Source organism: Nonomuraea basaltis (assembly GCF_005893125.1).
Lineage (GTDB): Bacteria > Actinomycetota > Actinomycetes > Streptosporangiales > Streptosporangiaceae > Nonomuraea > Nonomuraea basaltis.
Map to the genome: position 1 here is coordinate 1 of NZ_VCJS01000014.1, position 23,618 is coordinate 23,618.

23 protein-coding genes and 1 tRNA gene are annotated in these 23,618 nt (G+C 67.5%); 9 read left to right on the forward strand and 15 right to left on the reverse strand.

Annotated features, from left to right (window positions below; genetic code table 11):
- Positions 1-1,203 (reverse strand): ATP-binding cassette domain-containing protein (locus EJK15_RS08865; protein ID WP_240776852.1); only part of this gene is annotated, 1,203 nt, incomplete at its 3' end.
- A 300-nt stretch (positions 1,204-1,503) separates the two neighbouring features.
- Here EJK15_RS08865 and EJK15_RS08870 point away from each other — a divergent pair.
- From EJK15_RS08870 to EJK15_RS08885, 4 genes are all read left to right on the forward strand, one after another.
- Entirely contained in the window at positions 1,504-2,670 is a 1,167-nt protein-coding gene (locus EJK15_RS08870) for a DUF4185 domain-containing protein (protein ID WP_138709898.1), read from the forward strand.
- Positions 2,667-3,677, forward strand: a complete 1,011-nt coding sequence (locus EJK15_RS08875; RefSeq protein ID WP_138709899.1) for a DUF4432 family protein — start codon at positions 2,667-2,669, stop codon at positions 3,675-3,677. Before EJK15_RS08870 ends, EJK15_RS08875 begins: the two co-directional genes overlap by 4 nt.
- Positions 3,674-4,453 carry an SDR family NAD(P)-dependent oxidoreductase gene (locus tag EJK15_RS08880; RefSeq protein ID WP_240776853.1) on the forward strand — a complete coding sequence of 260 codons (780 nt, stop codon included), beginning with the start codon at positions 3,674-3,676 and terminating at the stop codon, positions 4,451-4,453. Before EJK15_RS08875 ends, EJK15_RS08880 begins: the two co-directional genes overlap by 4 nt.
- 175 nt (positions 4,454-4,628) lie before the next feature.
- Positions 4,629-5,531, forward strand: a complete 903-nt coding sequence (locus EJK15_RS08885) for a hypothetical protein (RefSeq protein WP_138709900.1) — start codon at positions 4,629-4,631, stop codon at positions 5,529-5,531.
- 264 nt (positions 5,532-5,795) lie between these two features.
- On the opposite strand, the gene EJK15_RS08890 is transcribed toward EJK15_RS08885, so the two are convergent.
- The 11 genes from EJK15_RS08890 to EJK15_RS08940 form a co-directional block, all read right to left on the reverse strand.
- Complete coding sequence (locus tag EJK15_RS08890; RefSeq protein ID WP_240776854.1) at positions 5,796-6,797, reverse strand: S10 family peptidase; 1,002 nt, start codon at positions 6,795-6,797, stop codon at positions 5,796-5,798.
- Between the two features lie 8 nt (positions 6,798-6,805).
- Entirely contained in the window at positions 6,806-8,038 is a 1,233-nt protein-coding gene (locus EJK15_RS08895; protein ID WP_138709901.1) for an enolase C-terminal domain-like protein, read from the reverse strand.
- Entirely contained in the window at positions 8,035-10,980 is a 2,946-nt protein-coding gene (locus tag EJK15_RS08900) for a glycoside hydrolase family 38 N-terminal domain-containing protein (RefSeq protein WP_138709902.1), read from the reverse strand. The genes EJK15_RS08895 and EJK15_RS08900 overlap by 4 nt, the downstream gene beginning before the upstream one ends.
- The gene (locus tag EJK15_RS08905; RefSeq protein ID WP_138709903.1) at positions 10,980-11,789 is read right to left on the reverse strand and encodes a carbohydrate ABC transporter permease; all 810 of its coding nucleotides are present in this window, start codon (positions 11,787-11,789) and stop codon (positions 10,980-10,982) included. The genes EJK15_RS08900 and EJK15_RS08905 overlap by 1 nt, the downstream gene beginning before the upstream one ends.
- Entirely contained in the window at positions 11,786-12,613 is an 828-nt protein-coding gene (locus EJK15_RS08910) for a carbohydrate ABC transporter permease (RefSeq protein WP_138709904.1), read from the reverse strand. The genes EJK15_RS08905 and EJK15_RS08910 overlap by 4 nt, the downstream gene beginning before the upstream one ends.
- A 14-nt stretch (positions 12,614-12,627) precedes the next feature.
- Positions 12,628-13,878, reverse strand: a complete 1,251-nt coding sequence (locus EJK15_RS08915) for an ABC transporter substrate-binding protein (RefSeq protein ID WP_138709905.1) — start codon at positions 13,876-13,878, stop codon at positions 12,628-12,630.
- A 19-nt stretch (positions 13,879-13,897) separates the two neighbouring features.
- Positions 13,898-14,596, reverse strand: a complete 699-nt coding sequence (locus tag EJK15_RS08920) for a FadR/GntR family transcriptional regulator (RefSeq protein ID WP_138709906.1) — start codon at positions 14,594-14,596, stop codon at positions 13,898-13,900.
- 147 nt (positions 14,597-14,743) lie between these two features.
- Positions 14,744-15,283 (reverse strand): DUF305 domain-containing protein, encoded by a 540-nt coding sequence (locus EJK15_RS08925; RefSeq protein ID WP_138709907.1) that lies wholly within the window; start codon positions 15,281-15,283, stop codon positions 14,744-14,746.
- 61 nt (positions 15,284-15,344) lie between these two features.
- Positions 15,345-15,905: a dihydrofolate reductase family protein gene (locus EJK15_RS08930; protein WP_138709908.1), complete on the reverse strand. Its 561-nt coding sequence runs from the start codon at positions 15,903-15,905 to the stop codon at positions 15,345-15,347.
- A gap of 40 nt (positions 15,906-15,945) precedes the next feature.
- Positions 15,946-16,959 (reverse strand): phosphotransferase, encoded by a 1,014-nt coding sequence (locus EJK15_RS08935; protein WP_138709909.1) that lies wholly within the window; start codon positions 16,957-16,959, stop codon positions 15,946-15,948.
- Between the two features lie 131 nt (positions 16,960-17,090).
- Entirely contained in the window at positions 17,091-17,423 is a 333-nt protein-coding gene (locus EJK15_RS08940) for a DUF4326 domain-containing protein (protein WP_138709910.1), read from the reverse strand.
- A gap of 256 nt (positions 17,424-17,679) precedes the next feature.
- Between EJK15_RS08940 and EJK15_RS08945 the strand changes: the two genes are divergently transcribed.
- From EJK15_RS08945 to EJK15_RS08960, 4 genes are all read left to right on the forward strand, one after another.
- Positions 17,680-18,012 carry a hypothetical protein gene (locus tag EJK15_RS08945; protein WP_138709911.1) on the forward strand — a complete coding sequence of 111 codons (333 nt, stop codon included), beginning with the start codon at positions 17,680-17,682 and terminating at the stop codon, positions 18,010-18,012.
- 715 nt (positions 18,013-18,727) lie between these two features.
- The gene (locus EJK15_RS08950; protein ID WP_276615373.1) at positions 18,728-19,249 is read left to right on the forward strand and encodes a MauE/DoxX family redox-associated membrane protein; all 522 of its coding nucleotides are present in this window, start codon (positions 18,728-18,730) and stop codon (positions 19,247-19,249) included.
- Positions 19,246-19,806, forward strand: coding sequence for a hypothetical protein (locus EJK15_RS08955; RefSeq protein ID WP_138709913.1), 561 nt, complete (start codon positions 19,246-19,248; stop codon positions 19,804-19,806). Before EJK15_RS08950 ends, EJK15_RS08955 begins: the two co-directional genes overlap by 4 nt.
- Positions 19,807-20,348: 542 nt before the next feature.
- Positions 20,349-20,843, forward strand: coding sequence for a hypothetical protein (locus EJK15_RS08960; protein ID WP_138709914.1), 495 nt, complete (start codon positions 20,349-20,351; stop codon positions 20,841-20,843).
- 723 nt (positions 20,844-21,566) lie between these two features.
- On the opposite strand, the gene EJK15_RS70325 is transcribed toward EJK15_RS08960, so the two are convergent.
- Positions 21,567-21,743, reverse strand: a complete 177-nt coding sequence (locus tag EJK15_RS70325) for a hypothetical protein (RefSeq protein WP_171074189.1) — start codon at positions 21,741-21,743, stop codon at positions 21,567-21,569.
- Positions 21,744-21,755: 12 nt separating this feature from the next.
- Here EJK15_RS70325 and EJK15_RS70330 point away from each other — a divergent pair, with 12 nt between their 5' ends.
- Positions 21,756-22,451, forward strand: a complete 696-nt coding sequence (locus EJK15_RS70330) for a restriction system modified-DNA reader domain-containing protein (RefSeq protein ID WP_240776859.1) — start codon at positions 21,756-21,758, stop codon at positions 22,449-22,451.
- A gap of 112 nt (positions 22,452-22,563) precedes the next feature.
- On the opposite strand, the gene EJK15_RS08970 is transcribed toward EJK15_RS70330, so the two are convergent.
- Together EJK15_RS08970 and EJK15_RS08975 are read right to left on the reverse strand one after the other, a co-directional pair.
- Positions 22,564-22,637: transfer RNA gene (locus EJK15_RS08970), tRNA-Thr, on the reverse strand.
- Between the two features lie 88 nt (positions 22,638-22,725).
- Entirely contained in the window at positions 22,726-23,565 is an 840-nt protein-coding gene (locus EJK15_RS08975; protein ID WP_138709975.1) for a PSP1 domain-containing protein, read from the reverse strand.
- Positions 23,566-23,618 lie beyond the last annotated feature (53 nt).

A 23,618-nucleotide genomic window follows, 5' to 3' on the forward strand; every position in this document is an offset into this window, starting at 1 on the left:
GCGGGGGGCAAGCCCCCCGCGACCCCCCCGACCATCCAAAGAGGAAGAAGCGTCTTGAGTGCCGGGGAAGCAAGCTTCCCCCGCCAGCAGGCGCAGGAAGTGGGATTTGCCCGAGCCGTTGGAGCCGAGCACCGCGACCCGCTCGGCGTACCAGACCTCTATGTCGAACGGCCGCATCAGGCCGGTGAGCTCCAGTTGCTCGCAGATGACCGCGCGCTTGCCGGTGCGGCCGCCGCGCAGGCGCATCTTGATGTTCTGATCGCTCGGGGCCACCTCGGGCGGGCCCGCCTCCTCGAACTTGCGCAGCCGCGTCTGGGCGGCGTGGTAGGCGGGGGCCATGCCGTCGTTGTACCTGGCCTTGTTCTTGAGCATGTTGACCAGGGCCTTGAGCTTGGCGTGCTCCTCGTCCCAGCGTCTGCGCAGCTCGTCGAGGCGCTCGTTGCGGGCCTTGCGGGCCTCGGAGTATGTGGTGAACCCGCCGCCGTGGATCCAGATGTTCCCGGACTCGACGGTGACGATCCGGTCGGCGGAGTTGGCGAGCAGCTGGCGGTCGTGGCTGACCAGCAGCACGGTCTTGGGCGTCTCCTTGAGCTGCTGCTCCAGCCACTCCTTGCCGGGCACGTCGAGGTAGTTGTCCGGCTCGTCGAGCAGCAGCGTCTGGTCGGGGCCGCGGAGCAGCGCCTCGAGGACGAGCCGCTTCTGCTCGCCGCCCGACAGCGTCGCCACGTCCCGATATTTCACCCGTTCGTACGACATGCCGAGCGCAGCCACCGTACAGGTGTCCCACAACACCTCGATGTCGTAGCCGCCCGCGTCGGTGTAGTCGCTGATGGCCTGCGCGTACCGGATCTGCGTCTTCTCGTCGTCGCGCTCCATCATCGCCAGCTCGGCCACGTCGAGCCGCCCGGCCGCCTGGCGCACGGCCTGCGGCGCGACGCCCAGCAGCAGGTCGCGGACGTTGCTGCCGTCGTGCACGCTGCCGATGAACTGGCGCATCACGCCCAGCCCGCCCGAACTGGCCACGCTGCCGTCGACCGGCTGCAGATCGCCGGCGATCAGCCGCATGAGCGTGGTCTTGCCCGCGCCGTTGGGCCCGACGAGCGCGGCCTTGACGCCTTCGCCGACTCTGAAGGAGACGTCGTTGAGCAGGGGCCGCCCGTCGGGCAGCACGTATGTCAGATGTCCTACTTCGACGTGGCCCACTCGCGCAGGCTACCCGGGACTTACCGGCTGGGGCACCACATTTTTCGCACGGTCAGACGAGAGCGCTCTTGTAGAAGATGCCGGCCTTGCGGCCTCCGGCGCCGATCTTGAGCAGACCCCGGCGAGTGACCGGCATATGACCTCCACTGGAGACATTTCAGGGGTCATCACTTTAGTGCAGTCCAGTCCCACTACTCAGTGCCGACGGATGTGAGAACCCCTACCGGAGGCCCTAGACAGTAAGTGATCTAATGACTAGAACTGTAAGGACCCCCCACCCCCTAGGAATCGGAACCAGTGATGACGCGATTCCGCTCCGCCCTTGCCTCCCTGACCATCGCGATGCTCGGTCTCACGGTCGTGCCGCAGCACGCCTGGGCCGCCCCGCCCAAACCGGTGCCGAGCGCCGCACAGCAAGAACAACAGGTCACCCTGGCCTCGGCCTGCGCGCCAACGGTCAAGAGCGCGACCACTAACGCGCGGCTGACCAGCCTGTTCACCAACTACGGCAACGACAACAGCCGGTTGGACGACTGGACGGGCGCCGACGGCACCTACTCGCTCAGGCTGCCGAGCGGCAAGGAGTTGTGGATCTTCTCCGACACCTTCCTCGGCCAGGTCAACCCCGGCGGGTCGCGCCCGCCCGTGGTCGAGGAGGGCGGCACGACGGTCTTCCTGAACAACAGCTTCGCTGTCGAGCGCGGCGGCAAGCTGTCCACGATCTACGGCGGCACACCCCAGAAGCCCGCCGCCGTGATGCCGCCCCGCGACAAGGACCACTGGTTCTGGGCCGGCGACGCGACGCTGGCCGGCGGGATCGTGGAGGTCACCTACCAGGAGTACGAGCGGTACGGCCCCGGCGCGTGGGACTGGCGCTGGCACCGGAACACGGTGGCCAGGTTCGCCCCGGGACGGCTCGACCGGCCGATCAGCGTGCACGACCTGCCGTCCGGACACGGCGTCTCCTGGGCCTCCGCGACGCTCAAGGACGGCGGGTACACCTACATCTACGGCGTCGAGGACCTCGGCTCGCCGAAGTACATGCACGTCGCCCGGGTCAAGGGCCAGAGCCTGCTGGGCAGCTGGGAGTACCTCAAGGCCGACGGCACCTGGTCGCGGAACGAGGCCGACTCGGCGCGGATCATGAGCGGCGTGGCGAACGAGTTCAGCGTCAGCCGGGTCGGATCCGGATATGTCCTGATCACGCATGACACGACCGAGGTGCTGAGCCGGAACATCGTGGCCTACGCCTCGTGCTCCCCGTTCGGCCCCTTCACGGGCAAGCAGCACATCTACGCGACCCCCGAAACCAACGGGAACATCTTCACCTACAACGCCCACGCCCATCCCGAGGTAGCGGGCAACGGGCTCGTGGTGTCGTACAACGTCAACAGCTTCGTGAACACCGACCACTACCGCGACGTGTCCATCTACCGGCCGAGATTCCTGGACGTGACCTTCCAGTGAGGCGTAACTGGGCGGCCCGCCTGCGGCACGTCGTGATCGACGGGCTGCGGGCGGTCGTGCTGGAGAACGAGCGGCTGCGCGTGACCGTCGTGCCGGACAAGGGCGGCGACGTGGTGGAGTTCCTGCACAAGCCCACCGACACGGACTTCGTCTGGCTCTCCCCGCAGGGCCTGCGCAACCCGCACGACCACCTCCATGGCGCGGCCGACGACGTCGCCCAGTTCATCGACCACTACGAGGGCGGCTGGCAGGAGATCTTCCCCAGCGGCGGCGCGCCGAGCGAATACCGCGGCGCGCGGCTGGCACAGCACGGGGAGGTCTCCGGGCTGCCGTGGGAGTGCGAGGTGGTGGCCGACTCCCCGGAAGAGGTCGCGGTACGGCTGCGCGTACGGACGCGGCGGCTGCCGTACCGGGTCGAGAAGGTCTTCAGGGTGCGGTCGGGCACGGCCGCGCTGGAGGTCGAGGGGCGGGCCACCAACGAATCCCCCGTCCCGCTGCACGCCATGTGGGGCCAGCACATCGTGTACGGCCGGCCGTTCCTGCGCCCCGGAGCCAGGATCAGGCTGCCGGAGGGCGTCACCGTGATCCCGCACCAGAGCGCGATCAACCCGGCAGGACGCCGGGTCGCGGCCGGTGGGCCGTGGACGTGGCCGAGCGTACCCGCCGATCAAGGCGGCGAGACCGACCTGAGCGTGGTGCAGGAGCCGGGGGCACCGAGCGACATCGTGTACATGACCGGCTTCGACGAGGGTTGGTACGAGATTTCGGGGGATATCGGTATGCGGGTGGAATGGGATGCGTCGCTCCTCCCCTACCTGTGGATGTGGCAGGAGCTCGGCGCGTCCACCGGCTACCCCTGGTGGGGACGGGCGTACACGGTCGGGCTCGAGCCGTTCTCCAGCATGCCGACCGACGGCCTGGCCGCCGCCGTGGACAACGGCACGGCCCTCATCCTGGACCCGCACGAGACGAAGGTGTTGCGGTGGCGCGCGGAGGTGTTGGCGTGAGCGAGCGTAGCGAGTTCGGTGGCAAGGTGGCGCTGGTTACGGGCGGTTCGATGGGCATCGGGCGGGCGGTGGTCGACCGGCTGGCCGACGGCGGGGCGTCCGTGGTGTTCTGCGGCGTGGACAAGGGCGCCGAGCTCGACACCGAGCACGTCGTCGGCCGGATCGCCGACGTGCGGCGGGCGGGCGAGATGCGCGACCTGGTCGACCTGGCGGTGACCAGGTACGGCGGGCTCGACATCGTCGTGACCTGCGCGGGCGTGCAGCGCTACGGCACCGTGGAGGACACCCCCGAGGACGTCTGGGACGAGGTGCTCGACATCAACCTCAAGGGCGTCTACCTCGCGTGCCAGGCGGCCATCCCCCGGCTCAGGGCCCGCGGCGGCGGCTCGATCGTGATCATGTCGTCGGTGCAGGCGTTCTCCTCGCAGGCGCAAGTGGCGGCCTACACCGCGAGCAAGGCCGCGCTCAACGGCCTGACCAGGGCCATGGCGCTGGACCACGCGCCCGACGGCATCAGGGTCAACGTCGTGTGTCCCGGCTCGGTGGACACGCCGATGCTGCGCTGGGCGGCGGACCTGTGGCGGGGCGACCTGTCGCAGGAGGAGCAGATCCAGCAGTGGGGCCGCTCCCACCCGCTGGGCCGGGTGGGCCGGCCGGAGGAGGTGGCGGAGCTGGTGGCGTTCCTGGCAGGGCCGCGCTCGTCGTTCATCACGGGGGCTGAGCACCGCGTGGACGGCGGCCTGCTGGCGCAGAACCCGGCGGCGCTTCCCGAGTAGTGCCGGCACGCGACCCGCCGCCAGCGTGCAGGCCTTACCGGATCGGCGCGCCTTAACTGCACGCATGCGATTCGGCACGCTAAGTTACTAGGTGGAAACAACTCACCGAGGAGAGACCTGTGAGGCCATCCAAAAAGGCCGTCGCCGACGACCGCACCAGCTTCCTCGATATCTGGTGCCGCTGACCAGGAACGGGAGTGCCGACTTCCGGGACTGGCCGCCGGAGACCGGCCGTCGCGGGCTTCTCGCGAGCACGCTGCTGCTGCTGTCCGTCGCGGCCTGCGCCGCCGACGAGCCCAGGCAGGAGTCGCGCGCGCCGGGCGTCACGTCGGTGTCGCAACTGGTGCTGCCGTTCGACGCCTACAAGACCACTCCCGAGCAGCGGGCCATCCTGGGCAACGCCCACAATCTCCTGGTCATCCGGTGCATGCGCAAGCAGGGCGTCACCATCGACCCGCCCGCCGAGGACCCGGCCGCCATCGCCGCGGTGGACCCGGGCAACTCCCGCCGTTACGGCGTCGTGGACACCGAGGCGGCCCGGCACTACGGCTACCACCTGGCCCGCCCGCCGTCCCCCGGCACCACGCGCTCCTGGGCGGCCAAGCTGCCCAAGCCCGCCCGCCACCGCCTGTACGGCACCGCCGCCCACCGGGGCTGCCTGGACCGGGCGTCGCTCACCCTGGGGCGGGGCGCGCGAAAGGCGGACTGGCCGTGGCTGTCCCTGCAGGACTCCCTCACGCTGGAGCAGGCCGCCAAGCACCCGTCCGTGACGGCGGCGGTCAAGCGCTGGCAGTCGTGCATGAGCCAGGCCGGCCACTCCTACCCGGCTCCCGAGGCGGCCATCGCCGACAGCCGCTGGGACCTGGACAAACAGGCCGTGAGCGAGGACGAGAAGCAGACCGCGACCGCCGACACGGCCTGCAAGTGGTCGTCGGGCCTGGTGGTCGCCTGGCACGCGGCCGACGCGGACCTGCAGCGGGCGCTCATCCGCGACAACGCCGACCGCTTCGCCGCGCTCCGCGCCAACCTGGAGCACCGCCTCCGGCAGGCGTCAGGCGTTCTCGCCGAGCACGCCTGACGGCCATGTCCGCTGACTGGCGCAGCGTCTCTGATCAGCAAGGAGATCCTGAGCCGGGATGGGTTCCGCGGCCAGGGCCTGCTGATCGTCGTCACGCCCTGGTGCCGACGGACTGCGCGGGGCAGCCAACGCCGGTCCGTTGATGCGTGTCCCTCCGGACGCTTGCCCGCCCGACCAGGGCCGGGCAGGGGAGGGTGCCCCGCGTCGCCTGGGCGCGGGGCGTGCAGTAGCAAGGAGTAGTCATTCGTTCACGCATATCGCAAGTCAGATCGAGAAGTCGTTGGCGTAGCCCAGCTCCGTGCGGAGGTAGTGGTTGAGCGCGGCGCTGTAGGGCCCCATGATCGCGTTCATGCTGGGGTCGGCGGAGAAGTGCTCCCGCCCCGAGTCCGGGTCCCAGCCGGTGAAGCGACCGTCGAGCCGCCCGACGGTCAGGCGGCGCGAGCGCAGCAGCTCGGTGAAGAACCGGATGTGCTCGATCCGCAGGTTCACCCGGTCGACGTAGTCCTCGCTCAGCCCCGTCAACGCGGCGATCCTGGCGACCGCGGCGGCGCGCTCCTCGGCGGTGAGCCGGTTGCCGCGGGCCAGCGCCCACGGGTAGTCGCGCTCGGCGAACTCCTCGGCCTCGCGCAGCACGCCGGCCAGCGACCGGTCGCCGTGCAGCCCGTGATAGTGCGCGATGGCCGCGTAGGTCGGCAGGTAAAGGGCGTAAGCCAGGTCGTTGCCCTCGTTGAAGTCCCCGGTGATGTAGTCGAGCACCGAGGAGATCAGCATCACGCCGTTGAGGTACATGCCATAGCGCGACTGCAGGTCGCCGGTGAAGCCGTGGTACGGCTCGGCCTTCTCCCCCTGGGCCGCCCGCGAGTAGCCGGTGGAGACCGGGTCGATGAAGACCAGGTCGCTCACCGCCAGCAGGCTCTCCTCGTTGTCGGCCAGCCCGTACGGGGGCGGCAGCAGCGCCCCCGCGTCCCCCATCACGACCCGGCGCGGCCCGAGCACGCCCAGGTGCAGCCACACGCTCGACGATCCCGGCCCGCCGTTGAACGCGAACGTGACCGGCCTGCTCAACGAGTCGGGGCCATCCAGCGTGTACGACGTGACGAACATCTCGGCCTTAGGGCGCAGGCCGTCGAACGCGCCGTCGGTGAAGACCTCCTCGCGCAGCACCATGGTGCCGGTGGTGGCGGTGTACGCCTGCCCCGACGGCAGGCTGTGCGACGTGGTGACAAGGTTGTCCGCTGGCGGAGCAGGCTTCGACTCTTCAGACATTCGCCAAATTATGGGGCCATATCGAGGGACACCGTGGGGTCGGCGAAGCGCTCGTTCGGGACCGTGGCGTACCAGCCGGGCCGCCCGGGGTCACGGTCGTACGGATAGCCGCCTATTTCCCGATAAAGCTCGGCATAGCGGGCGACACGCTCCGGATCCAGGCGCACGCCCAGCCCGGGTCCCGAAGGCACGGCGATGGCGCCGTCCACGTACGCCAGCTTGCCGCCCTCGATCACGTCGTCGCGCAGCTGGTGGTAGTGGGCGTCGGCGGAGTACGTGAGGTTCGGCAGCACGGCGCCGAGGTGCAGCATGGTCGCGAGCTGGATCCCCAGCTCCCCCGACGAGTGCACGGCCACCCCGAGCTGGAACGTCTCACACACCCCCGCCGCCTTCACGCACGGCCTGATCCCGCCCCAGAACGTCGTGTCGAGCAGCACCACGTCGGCGGCCCTGCGCAACACGTTCGAGGCGAGCTGCTCGAAGTTGACCACCACGGTGTTCGTCGCCAGCGGCACCCTGACCTGCTCGCGAATGGCCCGGAGCCCTTCGAGCCCCCAGACCGGGTCCTCCAGGTAGTCGTTGTTCAGCCCCTCGATGGCCCGGCCGAAGCGCAGCCCCTCGGCCACGGACAGCACGGCGTTCGGGTCGTACCTGAGCCGGTCCCCGGGGAACGCCTCGGCCAGCGCCCGGTAGCACTCCAGCTCGTAGTCCGGCGGGAACACCCCGCCCTTGAGCTTGTGCACGTCGAACCCGTGCGCGGCCTTGAGCTGCGCGGTGTGCTCGACGAGCTGCTCGGGTGTACGGATCTCGCCGTAGCCGGCGTCGGCGTAGCGGAAGAACAGGTACGAGGCGAACGGCACGGCGTCGCGGATCCGCCCGCCCAGCAGGTCGCAGGCGGGCACGCCGAGCTGCTGCCCGATGAGGTCGATGCAGGCGAACTCGACGGCGGCCAGGAGCTGCGTCCTGTTGTTGTAGAGCGACGCCGTCGGGTTGGCGATCTTGAAGCGGAGCGCCTCCAGCTGGAAGGGGTCGTGGTCCTTCAAGTACGGCATCAGCGCGCGGAACGCGGCCTCGGCGCTTTCGCCCCCGCCGCCCATCTCCCCCAGGCCGACGAGCCCGTTGTCGGCCTCGACCTCGACGATCGTGCGTACGAACCGGCCCCAGTGCGCGCCGTTGCTGTGCCGCAGCGGCGCCTCCAGCGGGACGGCGACCGTCGTGGCCCTGATGTCAACGATCTTCACGAACGCGTCCCCCCAATGACGGCGACCCCGCAGGCAGGCAGCCGTACCTTGACCGTCTCATGTCCTGGCATGCCGACCGTCGCCTCGACCGGCTCGGCGGCCAGCGACTGCAGCCGCACCACGCGCTCGCCGCCGGCGCGCCCGATCGACGTGATCAGCACGTCGGGGTGGTCGACGGAGGCGTACGTCTCGGTGGCCGCGGGGCTGTCGCTGATCAGCGCGCCGACGAACGGCTCGGTCAGCCCGGAGGCCGCCGCCGCGCCCAGCCGACGGCCCTGAGCGGCCGCCGCCGAGGTGACCGCGTACCGGAACGTGGTCTCGCCCTGCTGCTGCGCGGGGAAGTTCGTGTCCCAGATGTTGTTGAGCGCCCACGAGTAGACCGTGCCGTCCTCCTGGTCGAGCGTGGGCGGGAACGGCGCGTACGGCATGTGGATGGTGCCGAGCTGCACCAGCGGCGCCTCCAGCGTGGCCCAGGCGATGGTCAGCTCGGGGTCCTCGAAGGCGATCCAGTGCCTGATCGGCAGCATGTACTCGGCCGAGCCGGGCACACGCGGCACGCCGGGGCCGCCGACGCCGCCGGTCAGCTCCCACGCCGTGGCCGCGCCCGCGGCGAACGGGAAGGCCAGGAACACCGCCTCCTTGGCCGGGGTGCCCTGCTTGGCGAGCTGGTAGGTCAGGTCCAGCCGGGGCACGCCGTAGTGCAGCTCGATCGTGGTGCGGATCCAGTCGACGCCCTTGCCCTGCAGCTCCACGACCAGCTTCTCGCCCACGGCGGTGCGCTGGCACTTGGTGATGGTGGCGTGCTTTCCGATGGCCCGGTCGCCGAGGAGGGTGCGGTCATGCGCCCCGACATGTCCCGACAAATGGTTGAAATGCGGGGCGGTGGCGTACTGGTCGTAGACGTACTGGCCGAAGCCGGCGGCGGCATCGGCGTTGACCAGCTCACGGCCCGCCTTCTTGTCGAAGACCGAGCTGATGTAGCCCTCGCGCACGTCGTAGGCCACGCGGTAGAACTCGTTCTCGATCACTGGGGTGTCGCCGAGCTCCACCGGCTCCGGGGCCTGGATCTGGCCGGGGACGACGTCGAGGCGCGCGTACCCGAATCCCGGAATGTCCGGCACGACCGCGTGGATGTGCCGGCCGATCGGCCGCGTCGGCCAGTCGTCCGGGTCCACGAACTCCTCGTGGTGCGGCAGCGTCTCCCCGGTCCGCGCGTCCACCAGCGCGATCGGCACGTCCACGCCCACCACGTCGCGCGGCAGGAACGCGCGCATGATGTCGGTCCGCGCCCAGGTCCCCGGGTTGAACACGGCGAAGGAGGCCAGTGCACCGCCCTCGCCGCCGCCCTCGGAGAGCGCCGCGGCGAACCGCCTCACGGCCGCGTGCAGCAGGTCGGACGCGTCGTCCTGGGCCTGGTAGGCCCCGGAGGACTTGCGGTTCCACTGCAGGCCGCCGGAGTCGCCGGCCTCCTCGGCGTCCTCCCACGGGTTGGCCGCGCCCCAGGTGTGCTCGTTGAACAGCGCTACCTTGTCGTAAGCCTCGTCGATCTGCTCGGTGGCGTCCGCGCCGGCGATCGTGTGCAGCGTCTCGGCGGCCCTCAGCGCCGACTGCGCCCGGCGGACGTAGCCGAGCGGGCGCGCGCCCGAGCCGAGCCCGTCGGCCCACCAGTCCGTCCAGTCGCCCTCGTGCACCGCCAGCCGGTCCAGATAGCGCTCCTCGACGTGCTCGAAGAAGTCGCTGTTGACCGCCGAACGCAGGCGCGGGAAGGCCCACTGCTCGTTCCACCTGCGCGCGATCTCCGCGGGCACGATCGACGGCCCCGCGTTGTCGGCGTGCGCGCCCTGCACCCGCAGGTGCAGCACGTCCAGCTCGTACGGCTCCCGCGGCGCGTCGGGCCCCTGCCACCCGAACGTGCCGGGCCCGTACGGGTAGCCGCGCGAGGCCAGCGCCGACAGGTAGCGCGGCAGCAGGTCGTCGGCCAGCTCGTAGGAGTCGGTGAGTCCGACCGTGTTGCCCTCCATGTACGCCATCCCGTGCGGCGTGTCGGTGAACCACACGAGCAGCTCGTTCCCGCTCGGCGCCCGCCACCGGAACGGCCTGGTCAGCTTGTCGCCGCCATGCAAATACGGAACAGAGCGCCCGGCCCAGTTGTGCGCCGCCGCCAGGTAGCGCACGCCGGCCGAGCTGAGCGCGTCCACCAGGCCGACGACCGCACCCGGCACGTCGGTGTGCATGGCCGACTTGGTGGCGAAGCCGTACCTGTCGTAGAGCTGTCCGGTGAAGCGGAGCTGCCGGTGCAGCTCCTCGGTCGAGCACGCCTCCGTGTGGAGCTGGAACGGCAGCGCGGTCACCTCGATCACGCCCTCGCGGGCCTTCTGGGCGAATGACGCCACCATGTCCGCCGGCCGCGCGGCCAGCCACTTCAGCGCGGGCATCGACGACTCGACCGTCCACCGGAACTTGGCGTCGTCCGGCCAGGACGCGGTCTCCTCCGCCAGCCGCAGCGCCGCGTCCAGGTAGTCCAGGTGGTGGCGGAGCACGGTGCCCTGCGGGTCGGTGTAGCCGATGTCCAGGTGCGAGTGGTGCACGACGAACACACTCCATTTGCGCTGCGGCGTCACCGTGATCCGCGCGCTGCCGACCACCCCGGCGTCGTCGCGGCACTCCAGTGTGAGCGCGTGCGGCGCGTCCACCTCGGGCACCAGCAGCGTCACGTCCTTGCCTGACGCGCTGTCCACACCGACCAGCACGTGGGTGAGCGGCTCGGTGCTCGACACCCGGACCGCCTGGCGGCCGTCGTGGGTGAACAGCGGCAGCACCGCGACGCGCACCTCCAGCCCGCGCACACTGATGACGGGCGTCGAGGTGTCGTCCCGCAGCGCCTGCCTGATCCCGTCGTAGTCGGGACTACCCAGGCTCCGCTGGAGCAACCGGCTGGTCATCAAACACTCCCTAGAGACAGGCCTCGGGCGAAGAGGCGCTGGGTGGCGAGGAAAAGCACGACGGTCGGCAGCGAGACCATGAGCCCCGCCGCCAGGCCGACGGGCACCGGGGTGCCGGCGTAGACGTCGGTCATGAGCCCGGCGATGGCGGTCATCACCGGCCGCACATCCTCGGCCTGGGTCAGGGTCAGGCCGAAGACGAGGTCGTTCCAGATGAAGGTGAACTCGAGGATGAACACGGCCATCAGCGCGCTGAGCGACATCGGCAGGTAGATGCGCCAGAAGATCCGCCAGGTGGAGGCGCCGTCCATGCGGGCGGCCTCGAAGATCGAGAACGCCACGCCGGAGTAGAAGTTACGCAGCACGAACGCGCCCAGCGGCACGTTGATCGCCGTGTAGACGAGGATCAGGCCGAGGCGGGTGTCGTACAGGCCCGCGTCGCTGTAGCTGACGAACAGCGGCACGAGCAGCATCTGCGAGGGGAAGATGGTGCCGCCGAAGATCAGCAGGAACCACCAGAACCCGTGCCGCAGCCGCAGCACCACGATCGTGTACCCGGCCAGAGCGCCGATGACCACGCCGAGCAGCGGGGACACGACGCTGTAGAGCGCGCTGCTGGCCAGGCTCCCGGCCAGGTGGGCGCCGTCGACAGCCCAGGCGAAGTTCTCGAACAGCGCGAAGTCGCCGGACGGCACCCAGGCGCTCGCGGGATCGTACGATGCCGCCGGCCGCGAGGCGTTGACGAGCAGCAGGTACGTGGGCCCGAGCCAGATCAGCCCGAGCACGACCAGCACGGCTCTGCGGATCATCGGACCTGCCTCCTCAGGTAGAGGTAGGACGCCAGCCCGGTGACCACGGTCAGCAACACCGCGACCGCCGAGCCGTAGCCGTAGTCGCTCGCCACGAACGTCTCCTTGTACATGGTGACCGCCAGCGTCTCGGAGTTGCGCCCAGGCCCGCCCTGCGTCAGCACCCACACGATGTCGAACGTCTTCAGGCTGGACACCAGCGCGAGCCCGACCACGACCGCCGTCAGCGGCCTCATCAGCGGCCAGATGACGTGCCTGAACAGCCGCCACCCAGACGCCCCGTCGAGCTTGGCCGCCTCGATCGGATCCTTGGGGATGGACTGCAGCCCGACCACGAACAGCAACGTGTTCACGCCGAGCTGCTGCCACGTCCAGACCAGCAGCATCGCCAGGGTGTTCTGCGGCGCCTCCTGCAGGAACGCGGTGTCCACGCCGAGTAACAGGTTGGCGACCCCGCCGTGCGACAGGACCGGGCTCCAGACCATCGCCAGGCCCGCGCCGCTGAGGGCGTACGGCAGCATGAACGGCACGCGGTACCACGCGCCGCCCTTGATGTCGTACGACAGGACCGCGACCAGCAGGCCGAGCCCGACCGGCAGCACCATGGTGCCGGCGACCCAGATCAGCGTGTTGCGGATCGAGGTGAGCAGCGACGGGTCGTCGAGCAGGCTGACGAAGTTGCCGAAGCCGATCCAGGCCGGCGGCTCCAGGCCGTCGTACCGGGTGAAGCTCAGATAGGCGGTCCACACGAACGGCGCGTAGAGCAGCACCGCGACCAGGATGGCCGCAGGCGCCACATATCCGTGCCGGAACCGACCGAGCATGGGCGTACGGGCGCTCACTGATGCGTGCTCCAGTACTCGTCGGCGGCCTTCTGGATGGTCTCGAGAACTTCCTTGTAGGCGCCCGGCTCGGTGACGAACTTGCTGAAGCCGTCGAGCGCGGCCGTCAGAATGGGCGGCGGCGTGGCCTCGAAGTAGCGGTTGACCAGCCGGTACTTGCCGCTGCCCGCGTCCTTGGTGACGGCGCCGAGCGCCTGGTCCTCGATCGTCACCTTGGGGTTGGCGCTCACGTCGCCCCGGCTCGTGGCCCACTTCTCCTGGGCCTCGGCGGTGGTCCACCACTTGAGGTATTTCATGCTCGCGTCGGGGTCGGCCGCCTTGGCCAGCGAGCAGAGCGGGCCGCTCTCGAAGATCATCGAGGTCTTGGGGAGCGCGGCGTTGACGTTGGGGATGACGAAGAAGTCGTAGTCGGTGCCCGGCTTCAGGTTGCGCTGGGCCATGCTGGTGTTGAACCAGCTGCCGAAGGAGACCATGGCGGCCTTGCCGTTCTTCAGCACGTCGCCGGGATCCGTTTTATCGCCCGGATTGATGAAATATCCGGCGTCGATGAGCTGCTTCCACCGCTCCATCACCTGGACCACGCCCGGGTCGGTGTACTTGGCCTTGCCGGTGGCCAGGCGGTCGTACAGGTCGGGGTCGGTGCCGGCCATGAGCTGCTCGAACCAGACGAACGAGAACAGCACGCTGGTGTGGTAGAACGCCTTGACCCCGTTCTTCTTCAAGGTCTCGGCCGTCTGGACCAGCTCGTCCCACGTGGTGGGCGGCTTCAGGCCGAACTTGTCGAAGATCTTTTTGTTGTAGAACATGCCCCAGTACGCGACGTTCATCGGCACGCAGTACTGCTTGCCGCCGATCGTGTAGTAGGGCGCGAGATCCTGCGACAGATCACCGGCCTTGATCGCCTCCTGCCAGACGGCCGTGGTGTCGGCCACCTGCTTCTGCTTGACGACCTCCTCCAGCATCCCCCCGGTCTGCCAGGTGAACAGGTCGGGCTTGACGTTCGTCCGGAACGACGCCTTGATGAACGCCTGGTACTGCGCCGAGTCCGTGTACCCCGTCGGCTTCATGCCCAGGCCGATGCTCTGCTTCGACAGGGCCCCCATCTCGTCGAAGTACTTCGTCCACGCGCCCTTGTCGTTGTACAGCGTCAGTTCGGTCTTCTTCTGCGGCGCCGCGGCGCCGTTGCCGCCACAGGCGGCCAGGACGAGCGCCGCCACGCCGAGCATGGCAACACGTGACCGGAGCATGGGCCGGCCTCCTTGGTTCTCATCGGGGGGATTGCAACCGGTCCTCGATAACCGTCTTCACGTCGACCAGGTGGGCCCGCATGCGCTCTTCGGCCTCCGCCGCGTCACGTGCCTCGACGGCCTCCAGGATCGCCAGGTGCTCTTCGTAGTCCCGGCGCCGGTCGTCGAAGATCTGCAGGATCTCCCGCTGCTCGGGCCCGTGAACGGTGAGCAGCGAGTCGACGACCTCGTTCAGCACGCTGTTGCCCGCCATCCGCGCGGTCGCCCGGTGGAAGGTCATGTTCGCGTCGTGCAGCTCGGCGTCCTCGCCGCGCAGGTGCCTGCCCGCCTCGTCGAGTGCCAGCTTGAGCGCCGCCATCTCCTCGCGGCCTGCGTGCTCGGCGGCCATGGCGGCCAGCGGCGGCTCGATCAGGATCCGCGCGTCGAGCAGCTCCAGCAGCCGGGCGGCGCGGATCTCGCGCATGTTCGGGTTGGGCAGGACGAGCCGCTCGATGTCGGCCCCGACGTAGATGCCTGAGCCGTGCCGCATCTCGATGGCGCCGGTGGCCTCCAGCCTGCGGAGCGCCTCGCGCAGCGTCGGGGTGGTGACGGCGAAGCGCTGGGAGAGCTCCCTGGTCGAGGGCAGCCTGTCTCCTGGCTGGTGCCCGCCCGTACGGATGAGCTCCAGCATGCGCTCGGTCAGCGCGTCGGAAAGCGTGGGCCGCGTTACCTCGGACATATCAAGTGATCTAATCACTTATTGCCATGGGCGTCTATGAGGAGAGTAGTTTTCGCGGAATGAAGCGTGTGATGGTGTGGATCGCCGGTTGTGGTGGTGCTGGCCATGGAGCCGGGGGTCAGCCGCAACGACGAGGACGCGACTTCGTCAGCCACCTGCCCGCTTGAGCAGATTCGTCATCAGGTCGATCTGCCCCTTCCTCGAGACCTGCACCTGCCGGGCCCATTCCTTGACCGTCGGGTTGGCCCCGCTGTAGACCTCCGTGCCCGCCATCTGCACGGCGTCGTCCTGGTGCGCGATCAGCAGGTTGAGCAGGTCACGCTCTAACGACTTCGACTTCTTCAGCGCCTGGATCCGCTTGACGTCGGTCTGCGCCATGCCGCCATGGTGATCGTGCGCGCCCGTCGGCGCCGTGAGCGGCTGATCCCAGGAGTGCAGCCACCGCAGCATCATCTCGACCTCGCTCTGCTGCGTGCTCTCGATGGCCGCGGTGAGCGTCTTGATCTCGGGCATGGCGGCTCGGGCGGTGCCCACCTTGGCGATCTCGATTCCATGCCGGTGGTGCTGCACCATCATCTGCACGAACATCACGTCGTCGGCGTTGACCGGCGCCTCGGCCTGGGACTGACCGCAGCCGGAGATCAGCAGCAGGAGGCCCAGCGCCACCGCGACGAGCCTCCTGGGCACCTGCCTCACCCCATAACTAATAGGAAACCTTCTTAAGTGATTTCCTGTCCGGGCGCAAGGTTCACGTGACTTCGTAGCGAAGGTAGACGATGCCCGACGCGAACGCACGGGTCTCCAGCAGCCGCGTCCTGATGGCGCTGTCGAGCGGGGGGAAGAACGGCTTGCCCGCGCCCAGCACGAGCGGGTGAATGAAGATCTGGAACTCGTCGATCAGCCCGAGCCGCAGCAGGCTCCCCGCCAGGGTGGCCCCGCCCACGTCGAGGTCGCCGCCCTCCTGCCGCTTGATCTTCAGGACCTCCTCCTTCAGGTCGCCGGTGACGAGCGTGCTGTTCCACTCGACCTTGTCGAGCGTCTTGGAGAAGACGTACTTGGGCATGGCCCGCCAGGTCCTGGCGAAGTCCACCTCGATCTGGGGTGCGTCCGGCCGCTCGTCGGCGGTGGGCCAGTAGGCGGACATGTTCTCGTAGAGGCGGCGGCCGTACAGGCTGCCGCCCAGGTCGCGGGCCTGGTCGTTGATGAACGCGTGGACCTCGTCGTCGGGCCCGGTCCAGCCGATGTCGCCGTTGGGCGACTCCACGTAGCCGTCGAGGGAGATCAGCATCGAGTAGATGACTTTCCGCATACCCATATGACGCCCATCCCCACGGGAACTCATCGGCGGCTCACGGCGTGCGGTAGTCGCGGAGAAACCTGAGCGCACCCTCCGTGTGACCTTTTGCTATCCCTATCATGAATTCGCGATCCGGAAAGTCCCCATCCAGCAGCCGCAAGGGCCCAGCGACGAGCGACAGATGCTGGGCAAGCCGATAGAGCCGCATCCGCCGCTCGTCCAGCCCGTCAATACGCAGCCGCTCGTAGAATTCGTGAAACCTGAACTGCATGAACACGTGCTCCCACTCGACATCGAAGAACATCGTCCCTTCGATATCGATGAGCACCGGCTCCCCTTGATCGTTGACGAGCACGTGATCGGGCCCCAGCTCACCGTGGATGAGCCCGTAATCCTCCCGCGGCTCCACAACGGCGGCCATCCCCCTCAGAGCTCGCTCGAACCCCTCACGAGCCTGGTCAATGCGCTCGACCCGCCCCGCCGCCTCGCCGAGATCCTTCAGTGCCCGCTCCAGGACCACCTCCACCGAAGACCGCCCCTGCGGGGCCATACCGTCCTCAACTGACGCGACCTTCCCCAGGTGCCGCGCCCGATCCCGCCCCATCGCCGCCAAACCGGCTGCCAGCCGATCCAGCACCCGCTCGCCCTCGACCGGATCGTCGCGAAGCAGCGTCTCCAACGTCCCGCCGCGGACGTCCTCGATCAACGCGATATCGGCCTCCGGATGGTGCTTCCTGCTCCGATCGGCGAAATAGAGCTCAGGAACCCGCACCCCCAAAGAGCTCAGCCGAGCCTGCCCGGCCTCGAACAGCCGCAATCCCGAGGCATGACTGAACGGATCCGCCTCCCCGCCCTGCGACCCGGCCGGCCAGAAGTCCTCATCGGCGCTCCAGGCGTACAGAACAGCACTGAGCCCGTCACCAAACGAAAGCCGATACACCCCTTTCTTACTGCCACCCCGAAGCCGCTCCACCGCATTCAGCCGGCAGTCCGCCCCGAAAACCTCCCGCACAATCCCACTCAACTGCTCCCGCTCGGCGAACCGCCGCCGCCCGTCATCCACCATCACGCCTCCACTCGCAGAACGGACCACTGTACGAGAGAAGAGACCGATCGTCTGCTCGCCCACCGTGTCACGTTCCTCCCTCGCGGCGTGTCACAGCGGTGGACCCACGAAAAACGCCCGGGCATCCGTGCTCACGGTTCCTGACCGGCGACGACGGCAAGCAGAACGTCAGCGTGGCACCCTTGCTCCGGCGGGCACCAGCAAGCGAGATCCCTGCCGGCGAGTTCACGACGGCCCTGCTCGACAAGCTCGGGATGCTCGCGTAGATGGACACGGTAAAGCTCGATCACCTCGCTCCGTTCGTGGACCCGGCCACCGCAAGCCCGGCATCCCCGCTGTCCCACGCTGTGAGGGCTGCTGTACGGGCTCGCCTTCAGGCCGGGTGCCGCCCTGCCGACATAGACGGCCCCCTCCGGCACGCGTCCGTGATACCTGTCGCCTTCGATCTTGACTCGGCGTGGCATGCGGCATCTCTCCTCCCGGTGTCTTGATAGGCCAGCGGTGAGCCCGGCACACCTCCCCTACCCGGATCAGTTTTCGGAAGAGCGCGAACCGTCCCAGGCGCATCCCGATCTCGCCCTCACAATCGGCAGACGCCCTGGTCTGCCGCCATTTGGTGGCGAGCGGAGACGATCTTTGGCAGATTTAACGTCGATGCTTGTCTGTCCTCATGCTCATCGATGAGGTACAGCGAGTGCCGGATCTCTGGCTGGTGCGTTCATGCATCCGGTGAAGCTACAACTGGCCCTGGATGAGGTCGCTCCCGGTTCGTTGGAGACGATCCCGGCGGCGCACCGCCTGCTCTCCAACGGAGCAAACCGCGACGACCTTACACAGCTCGCGCGCACCTCGGCCTATGAAGCAGCCTTCGGCCTGCTGTACCGCCTCACCGCCTATGGCCAGGACGACGATGCACCGGACGACTACCCCGGTTGGCGGCTGGTAGAGACCACAGCGGCAGGCGAACTCACCGGCCGCGCAGTGCAATCGCTCCACGAAAGCCTGCTCACCATGGACCCCTCGGGCCGCGAGGGCCAGGACCTCTTCGAGTAGCGATCAGCCCCTGTTGCTGCGGACACGAAAATCATCTACTCACGTAGCGTCACCTCCATTCTGCTGGGCGTACGAAAGGGCTCAGTACATCGCTCAATCTCAGCAGAAAATCAACCCTTGACAGAACCAATCTGACAAAGGATTGTTGATCATGTTCGGGGAAGCGATCAATACTCTGGAGTCGTTCATGGGGAATCGACAGCCAACCCGCAGGCAGGTATTAAGGGCGGGAGCCACCGCCGCTGCAGCTACGGCCGCCGTAGTCGCAACAGCCAGTAGTGCATCCGCTTCGGACAGCCCTCCCAGCGGCGACTTGGCATCCGCCCCGCCAGCAACCTCTCGGGCCGATGTCGCGCGAGTAGTGGCCGTCAAAGACGACCAGGTCACAGTGGACCGTCCGACTAAAAAGGGGATTAGGAGCGTTCAATCTGCCGAGACCGTTCCTTATGTAGGGTTCCCCAACGGGCTTGTTCCACGAACCGGGGACCTGGTAACGGTAGTGGACAGCTGGCCGGGTTACGCCGTCGCGGCGATTCCGGTATGCCACTGGGTATCCGGCGTTCCTAAGAAGCTTCCCAGCGGGGAGCTGAGTGTTGACGGCGTCCGCCTCGCCGAGTTCGAGTTGCCCGTCGGGCGGAGCTCGATGCGTGTAGAAGTCTGCGTTCTCGACACCGAGCTCCCGTCAGCGCAGGTACTCTCGTCCCGAGCCGCATAAATGCTAGTTGCCGTAGCCATCGGCATTCGGTTCGCGGTGGCGTTCCTGCTGCTCTATGCGGCAGCACAGAAACTTTCCTCCCCCAGCTCTTTCCGGCAAACTCTGACCGCCCTCAAAGTGCCTTCGCCAAAGATAATTTCGGTCTTTGTGCCCTTGGTAGAGATCGGGACCGCCTTCAGCCTCATCGCCATACCGCACGAACTGACCACTAGCGCTCTGGTCGCAGGGCTCGGCCTGTCCTTCGCAGCGGCAGCACTGACTGCTCTGGTGCGGAAGCAGAACATCCGTTGCGCCTGCTACGGCCAAGCTGGAGAAGCGAACCTGGGAGCACGTCAGCTGATGGCGTTGCCGGCGTGGCTGGCGGTGGCGGTGATGAGTTACTACCTGCCGGACGGCGGAGTCGCCGGAGTTGAGTACATCCCCGTCAGCGGGCTCGCGCTGGCTGTCTTCGTCGTTCTCCGATCGTTCCTGCGGCCGGCATTGCGGAACCGCTCCTATTTGAGAGTCCTGGAGACACAGTGATCGTACTATGGCTGGTCGTCGGCGTGCTCAGCGTTCTCGTCGTCATCTGCCTGCTCGCCCTCGTCGATCAGTACAAGACTCTTGAACTGATACGCGCCAAGCTCAAGCTTGAAGACAACCCTGAGCCCATCGCCCTCCCGCAGGGGCCGATAGCTCCGTCCGTTATCGGCCTGCCCTCCGCACTCGATTCGGCGCCGCACCTTCTGGTTCTGTTCCTGTCCACCTCCTGCAATACCTGCCGGTCGATCGCCAACGAGCTGAGCCCTTCGACGGCATCCAATGTCTGGGTCGTGCTGGAGCATGCACATACCGCTGAAGAGGGCGCGGAATGGCTCGCCGCGGCAAGCTATCCGCACGATCGCGCCACGGTTGACCTCGATGGCAGTGTCGCCGCAGCGCTCGGCATCAACATCACGCCTTCGGCCGTCCTCTATCAGGAGGGCGAGCCCTTGATCGCGCAGAGTATCCCGTCGTTCCGGCAGCTGAAGCCACTGCTGTCGGCTCGGACGCTGCCATCGTCGCTCACGTTCGCCAGCGAAGGGAAGATCAAGTTATGACCGCGCTTGAATGCGTTGAATCATCGGGCCCGGAGCTTGAGGAGGGCAACGACACGGGACGCCGGCCCATCCTGCTCGCCTCGGCCGCCGCATTCATCGCGGGGGTGGCGACGCTTTTGAACGCCTCCCCCGCTGCAGCCGACTGCCTCGGCTCGCCCTGCTGCAGCCTGGCCAGCTGCACGCGGTGCCGCTACCAAGTGGAACCAGACCGCTACACCTGCCCGAGCGGCTACTACAGAACCATGTGGACCTGCGTCTCGGGTAGCACGACCTTCGGCTGCGGCGAGTGCTCGAGAGGAAGGGACTGCTACACCGGTCCCTTCGCCTGCTCCATCTGGTTCCGCTGGTAGGGTCCGGACGCCATGGATGTGGTCTCCATCTGGGCGGTGAGCATAGCCGCGATCGCTGGGTTCGCCCAACTGTTCAGCCCTTGAGGGCAGTCATTCATCGGAGTAATCCGCCCCTTCGTGCAAGGGGGTTCGTCATCCCACCGGCGTGATGCGATGCGTTTCGCAGCAACGCTGGTAGTAGCGCATGTTGCGATGGCTGCATTCCTCGTGATGCTGGTTTATCAGGTTGGTACGACCCTAACCGGGTACGTCTCCCGACCGGTAGCGCTGGTCGCGTGCTCGGTTGCCGTCGTCGTGGCGATCGCCGTGGACGTTCGGGCAGCTTGGAAGGGGTCCTATTCCTTAGGAATCAAACGCCAGACTGCGAAGTCCCTCGCCCATCGAGAGGGGCAGCCATGGTGGGTCACCCCGCTGTTCTGGGGGCTGGATACCGGGCTTATAGGGAGCACGTTCCGTGTATCATTCACCTCGTGGATATTGCTGTTCGGTGCATTCCTCAACATCTTTCCGCAATGGGGTGGACTGGTGTACGGCACAGCCTTCGGCATACCCCTTCTGATAGCGGTATCGAGGGATGCCGGAGAATTTAAACGCCCCCCTTCCGTAAGGATCATCCAGATGATCGGTGTGATAGTTATGGCTATGCTTCCGCTTGTATTGGTGCTCGGTCAGAGTGCGCTCACGTGAGTGGAGGAGACGGTTCTCTGTCGCTTCGGTATCCGTCGCATGCGGCCTTGGCTTTGCGATCGGAGGCTGCGGGGCTACGACAATGACCGCCTCTTGCGATGACTTCATCACGCTATCCGCGGAGGTTCCCTCGGCCATGAGGGCGGCGGACATGGTGCGAGGCGTCGGGTCCGGTGACGTATGGTTCATTGCGCCTGAAAGTGCGCGCTGGGGCGATGTCGTGGCTAGAGAAGGGGAAGGCGCGGCTGGCAAGTTCCCCCTATGGGTCGACAGCCAGCATTCTCCTGACGTAACCATCCAGGGTGTTGAAGGCACCCAAGGCACCGGCGTCGTTCAAAAATCACCCACCGCAGAAGGGCTGCCCGGCCCTTTACCGGTGAGGATTCAATTTCCTGGGCCCGGCTGCTGGCTTATCACAGCAAAGGGAGAACGGGGTACGGCCAGCATTCGAGTGCATGTAAAACTCTGAGGTCGAGCGAGCGCCAGCCGAAATAAGGTCTGGTCTCCCGCCGAAGTTTCGCCTAGCGGACGCGCCATTGCCGACGAGTTGCTGTGGCGCGTTCCGCTCGACGGTGATCGTACCAGCGCCTCTGTTGGAACTGAGTCCGCAACTCCCGACACGCTCAGTGTTCATAGGCCCCGGGTCCTTCACCAGGGCGTCGGCCTTGGTAAACACCCAGGGCCCCGGCATATCGAGGATCTGAGCTGATCTGACGGGTTTTGTCATAGCGAGAACAGCGCCAGCATGCGGTGTGGATCGTAGGTGTGGCGCCGGCGTGCTTGGGCCATGTTGACGATGCCTTTCTGCCGGAATGCGCCGATCACGAAGTTGCGGATGGCGGCCATGACGTGCGGGAGTTGGCCGGTTCTGGCCTGGTTGGCGTCCTCGTGGAAGATCACGTCGGGGACGTGATGCAGCGCTTCCCCGACACGGGAACCCTGGAAGTGGTGCAGACGCTCCAGCGCGTCAGCGGTGAGCTGCGCTTCGTCCAAACGGCCGGTCACAGGTGGCGAGCCTCGAACCTCGTCTTCACCACCAAGTGGGGTACGCCGATCGAGCCGCGCAACTTCAACCGCTCATTCGAACTCCACGCGAGAAAGGCCGGCCTGCCGCGCATCCGCTTCCACGACACCCGTCACACCTGCGCCTCGATGCTGGCGGCCCTCGGCGTGCACCCACGCGTGGCCATGCGAATCCTGCGGCATTCGCAGATCTCCGTAACCATGAACGTCTATTCCCGTCTCCTGGAATCCGACGCCGGTCCCATCAACCTGGCCATCAACCTCAGTGACGAGGGCTCGGCTGGGGATCTCACCGAACCCCCCGTCGTGCCCACTGGCCCCCTCGCGCCGCTGCTCATTAGCGGCCTCCTCAAGCCCGGCACGCAGCTGCGCCTCGAGCAGAAGAGGGCTAGCCGCGCTGCCAACGCCACCGTTCTCGCTAATGGCTCGATCATGGTGGAAGGGAAGAGCCGGGCGTACAGCTCCCCTTCCAAGGCCGCGAGCGCGGTGACCGGCAGCCAGGCCAACGGATGGGTTATGTGGCAACTGCCCGACGGACGGACCCTGGACAAGCTTCGGGACGAGCTGGAGAACGGCGACGAGTAGGTCGGGCTCGACGGTAGAAGCGCGACACGGACTGAGGGCGTAGCTGTACTTCGCTGCTGTACGCCCATGCGAAAGGCCCTCCCGGATCATCCGGGAGGGCCTTTGACCTGGGAGCCGCCTTCGGGATTCGAACCCGAGACCCCTTCATTACGAGTGAAGTGCTCTGGCCGACTGAGCTAAGGCGGCGTGCCGTTGCAGCGTGGAAGAGTCTACAGGAGTGCGAGGGTTCTCGCTCCCATCGATCATCCGATGCCCGGCAGACCGTACACCGACCCTAAACGGGCTCCCCGCCCGATTCACCCCCGTACGTCGAGTCGTACGCCTTCCGCGGCGAGCACACGCTGGCCTTCGAGCACGCACAGCGTCGTCCGCCATCGTTGAGCCGCACCACCACCGAGTCGGACGGTACGTTGTGCCCCACTACGGTCCCGCCCCCCTGCGGGGTCTCCACGCTCGCCCCCACCCGGGGAGCCGACGCCCGGAACTCCTGATACAGCGGGTGCTCGTACTTCAGACAGCACATGAGCCGCCCGCACGCCCCCGCGATCCGTAGCGGGTTGACCGGCAGGTCCTGATCTTTGGCCATCCGCACCGAAACCGGCTCGAAGTCCTTCAGGAACGTGGCGCAGCACAGGTCGCGGCCGCAGGGGCCGATGCCGCCCTGCAGCCGCGCCTCGTCCCTGGGCCCGATCTGGCGGAGCTCGACCCGGGCCCGGAGGTTGCGGGCCAGGTCGCGTACCAGGGCACGGAAGTCCACCCGGTGGGGCGCCGAGAAATAGACCGTGTAGGTGTTGTCCTCGTCGAGGTAGTCGACCCCGACCACCTTCATCGGCAGCGTGTGCCGTTTGATCAGGCGCTTGGACACGCTGCGGGCCTCGGCCCTGCGGCGTTTGTTGGACTCGTCGCGGGCGAGGTGCTCCTCGCCCGCCGACCCCGCGCACACCGGCAGCCCGTCGATGTCCTCGCTCGTATATTGCGGCGCCCACACGCACTCCGCCACCTCCGGACCCGAGTCCGTCGGCACGAGCACCTTGTCGCCCACCTTCGGACTGTGCCCGCCGGGATCGAGGTAGTAGAGCCTCCCGTAGCGGGTAAAGCTCACGGCCATGATCATTCCCATGGGCTCGAGCTCGCCTCCTGACGGCCTAGGGGGTTCTTGCGGCCTTC

Coding starts and splice junctions, on each gene's coding strand:
- EJK15_RS08870 (WP_138709898.1), top strand. CDS start 1,504: ATGACGCGATTCCGCTCCGCCCTTGCCTCCCTGACCATCGCGATGCTC.
- EJK15_RS08890 (WP_240776854.1), bottom strand. CDS start 6,797: ATGTCTGAAGAGTCGAAGCCTGCTCCGCCAGCGGACAACCTTGTCACC.
- EJK15_RS08900 (WP_138709902.1), bottom strand. CDS start 10,980: ATGACCAGCCGGTTGCTCCAGCGGAGCCTGGGTAGTCCCGACTACGAC.
- EJK15_RS08905 (WP_138709903.1), bottom strand. CDS start 11,789: ATGATCCGCAGAGCCGTGCTGGTCGTGCTCGGGCTGATCTGGCTCGGG.
- EJK15_RS08910 (WP_138709904.1), bottom strand. CDS start 12,613: ATGCTCGGTCGGTTCCGGCACGGATATGTGGCGCCTGCGGCCATCCTG.
- EJK15_RS08915 (WP_138709905.1), bottom strand. CDS start 13,878: ATGCTCCGGTCACGTGTTGCCATGCTCGGCGTGGCGGCGCTCGTCCTG.
- EJK15_RS08920 (WP_138709906.1), bottom strand. CDS start 14,596: ATGTCCGAGGTAACGCGGCCCACGCTTTCCGACGCGCTGACCGAGCGC.
- EJK15_RS08930 (WP_138709908.1), bottom strand. CDS start 15,905: ATGCGGAAAGTCATCTACTCGATGCTGATCTCCCTCGACGGCTACGTG.
- EJK15_RS08935 (WP_138709909.1), bottom strand. CDS start 16,959: ATGGTGGATGACGGGCGGCGGCGGTTCGCCGAGCGGGAGCAGTTGAGT.
- EJK15_RS08940 (WP_138709910.1), bottom strand. CDS start 17,423: ATGCCACGCCGAGTCAAGATCGAAGGCGACAGGTATCACGGACGCGTG.
- EJK15_RS08945 (WP_138709911.1), top strand. CDS start 17,680: ATGCATCCGGTGAAGCTACAACTGGCCCTGGATGAGGTCGCTCCCGGT.
- EJK15_RS08950 (WP_276615373.1), top strand. CDS start 18,728: ATGCTAGTTGCCGTAGCCATCGGCATTCGGTTCGCGGTGGCGTTCCTG.
- EJK15_RS08960 (WP_138709914.1), top strand. CDS start 20,349: ATGGCTGCATTCCTCGTGATGCTGGTTTATCAGGTTGGTACGACCCTA.
- EJK15_RS70330 (WP_240776859.1), top strand. CDS start 21,756: ATGCAGCGCTTCCCCGACACGGGAACCCTGGAAGTGGTGCAGACGCTC.
- EJK15_RS08975 (WP_138709975.1), bottom strand. CDS start 23,565: ATGATCATGGCCGTGAGCTTTACCCGCTACGGGAGGCTCTACTACCTC.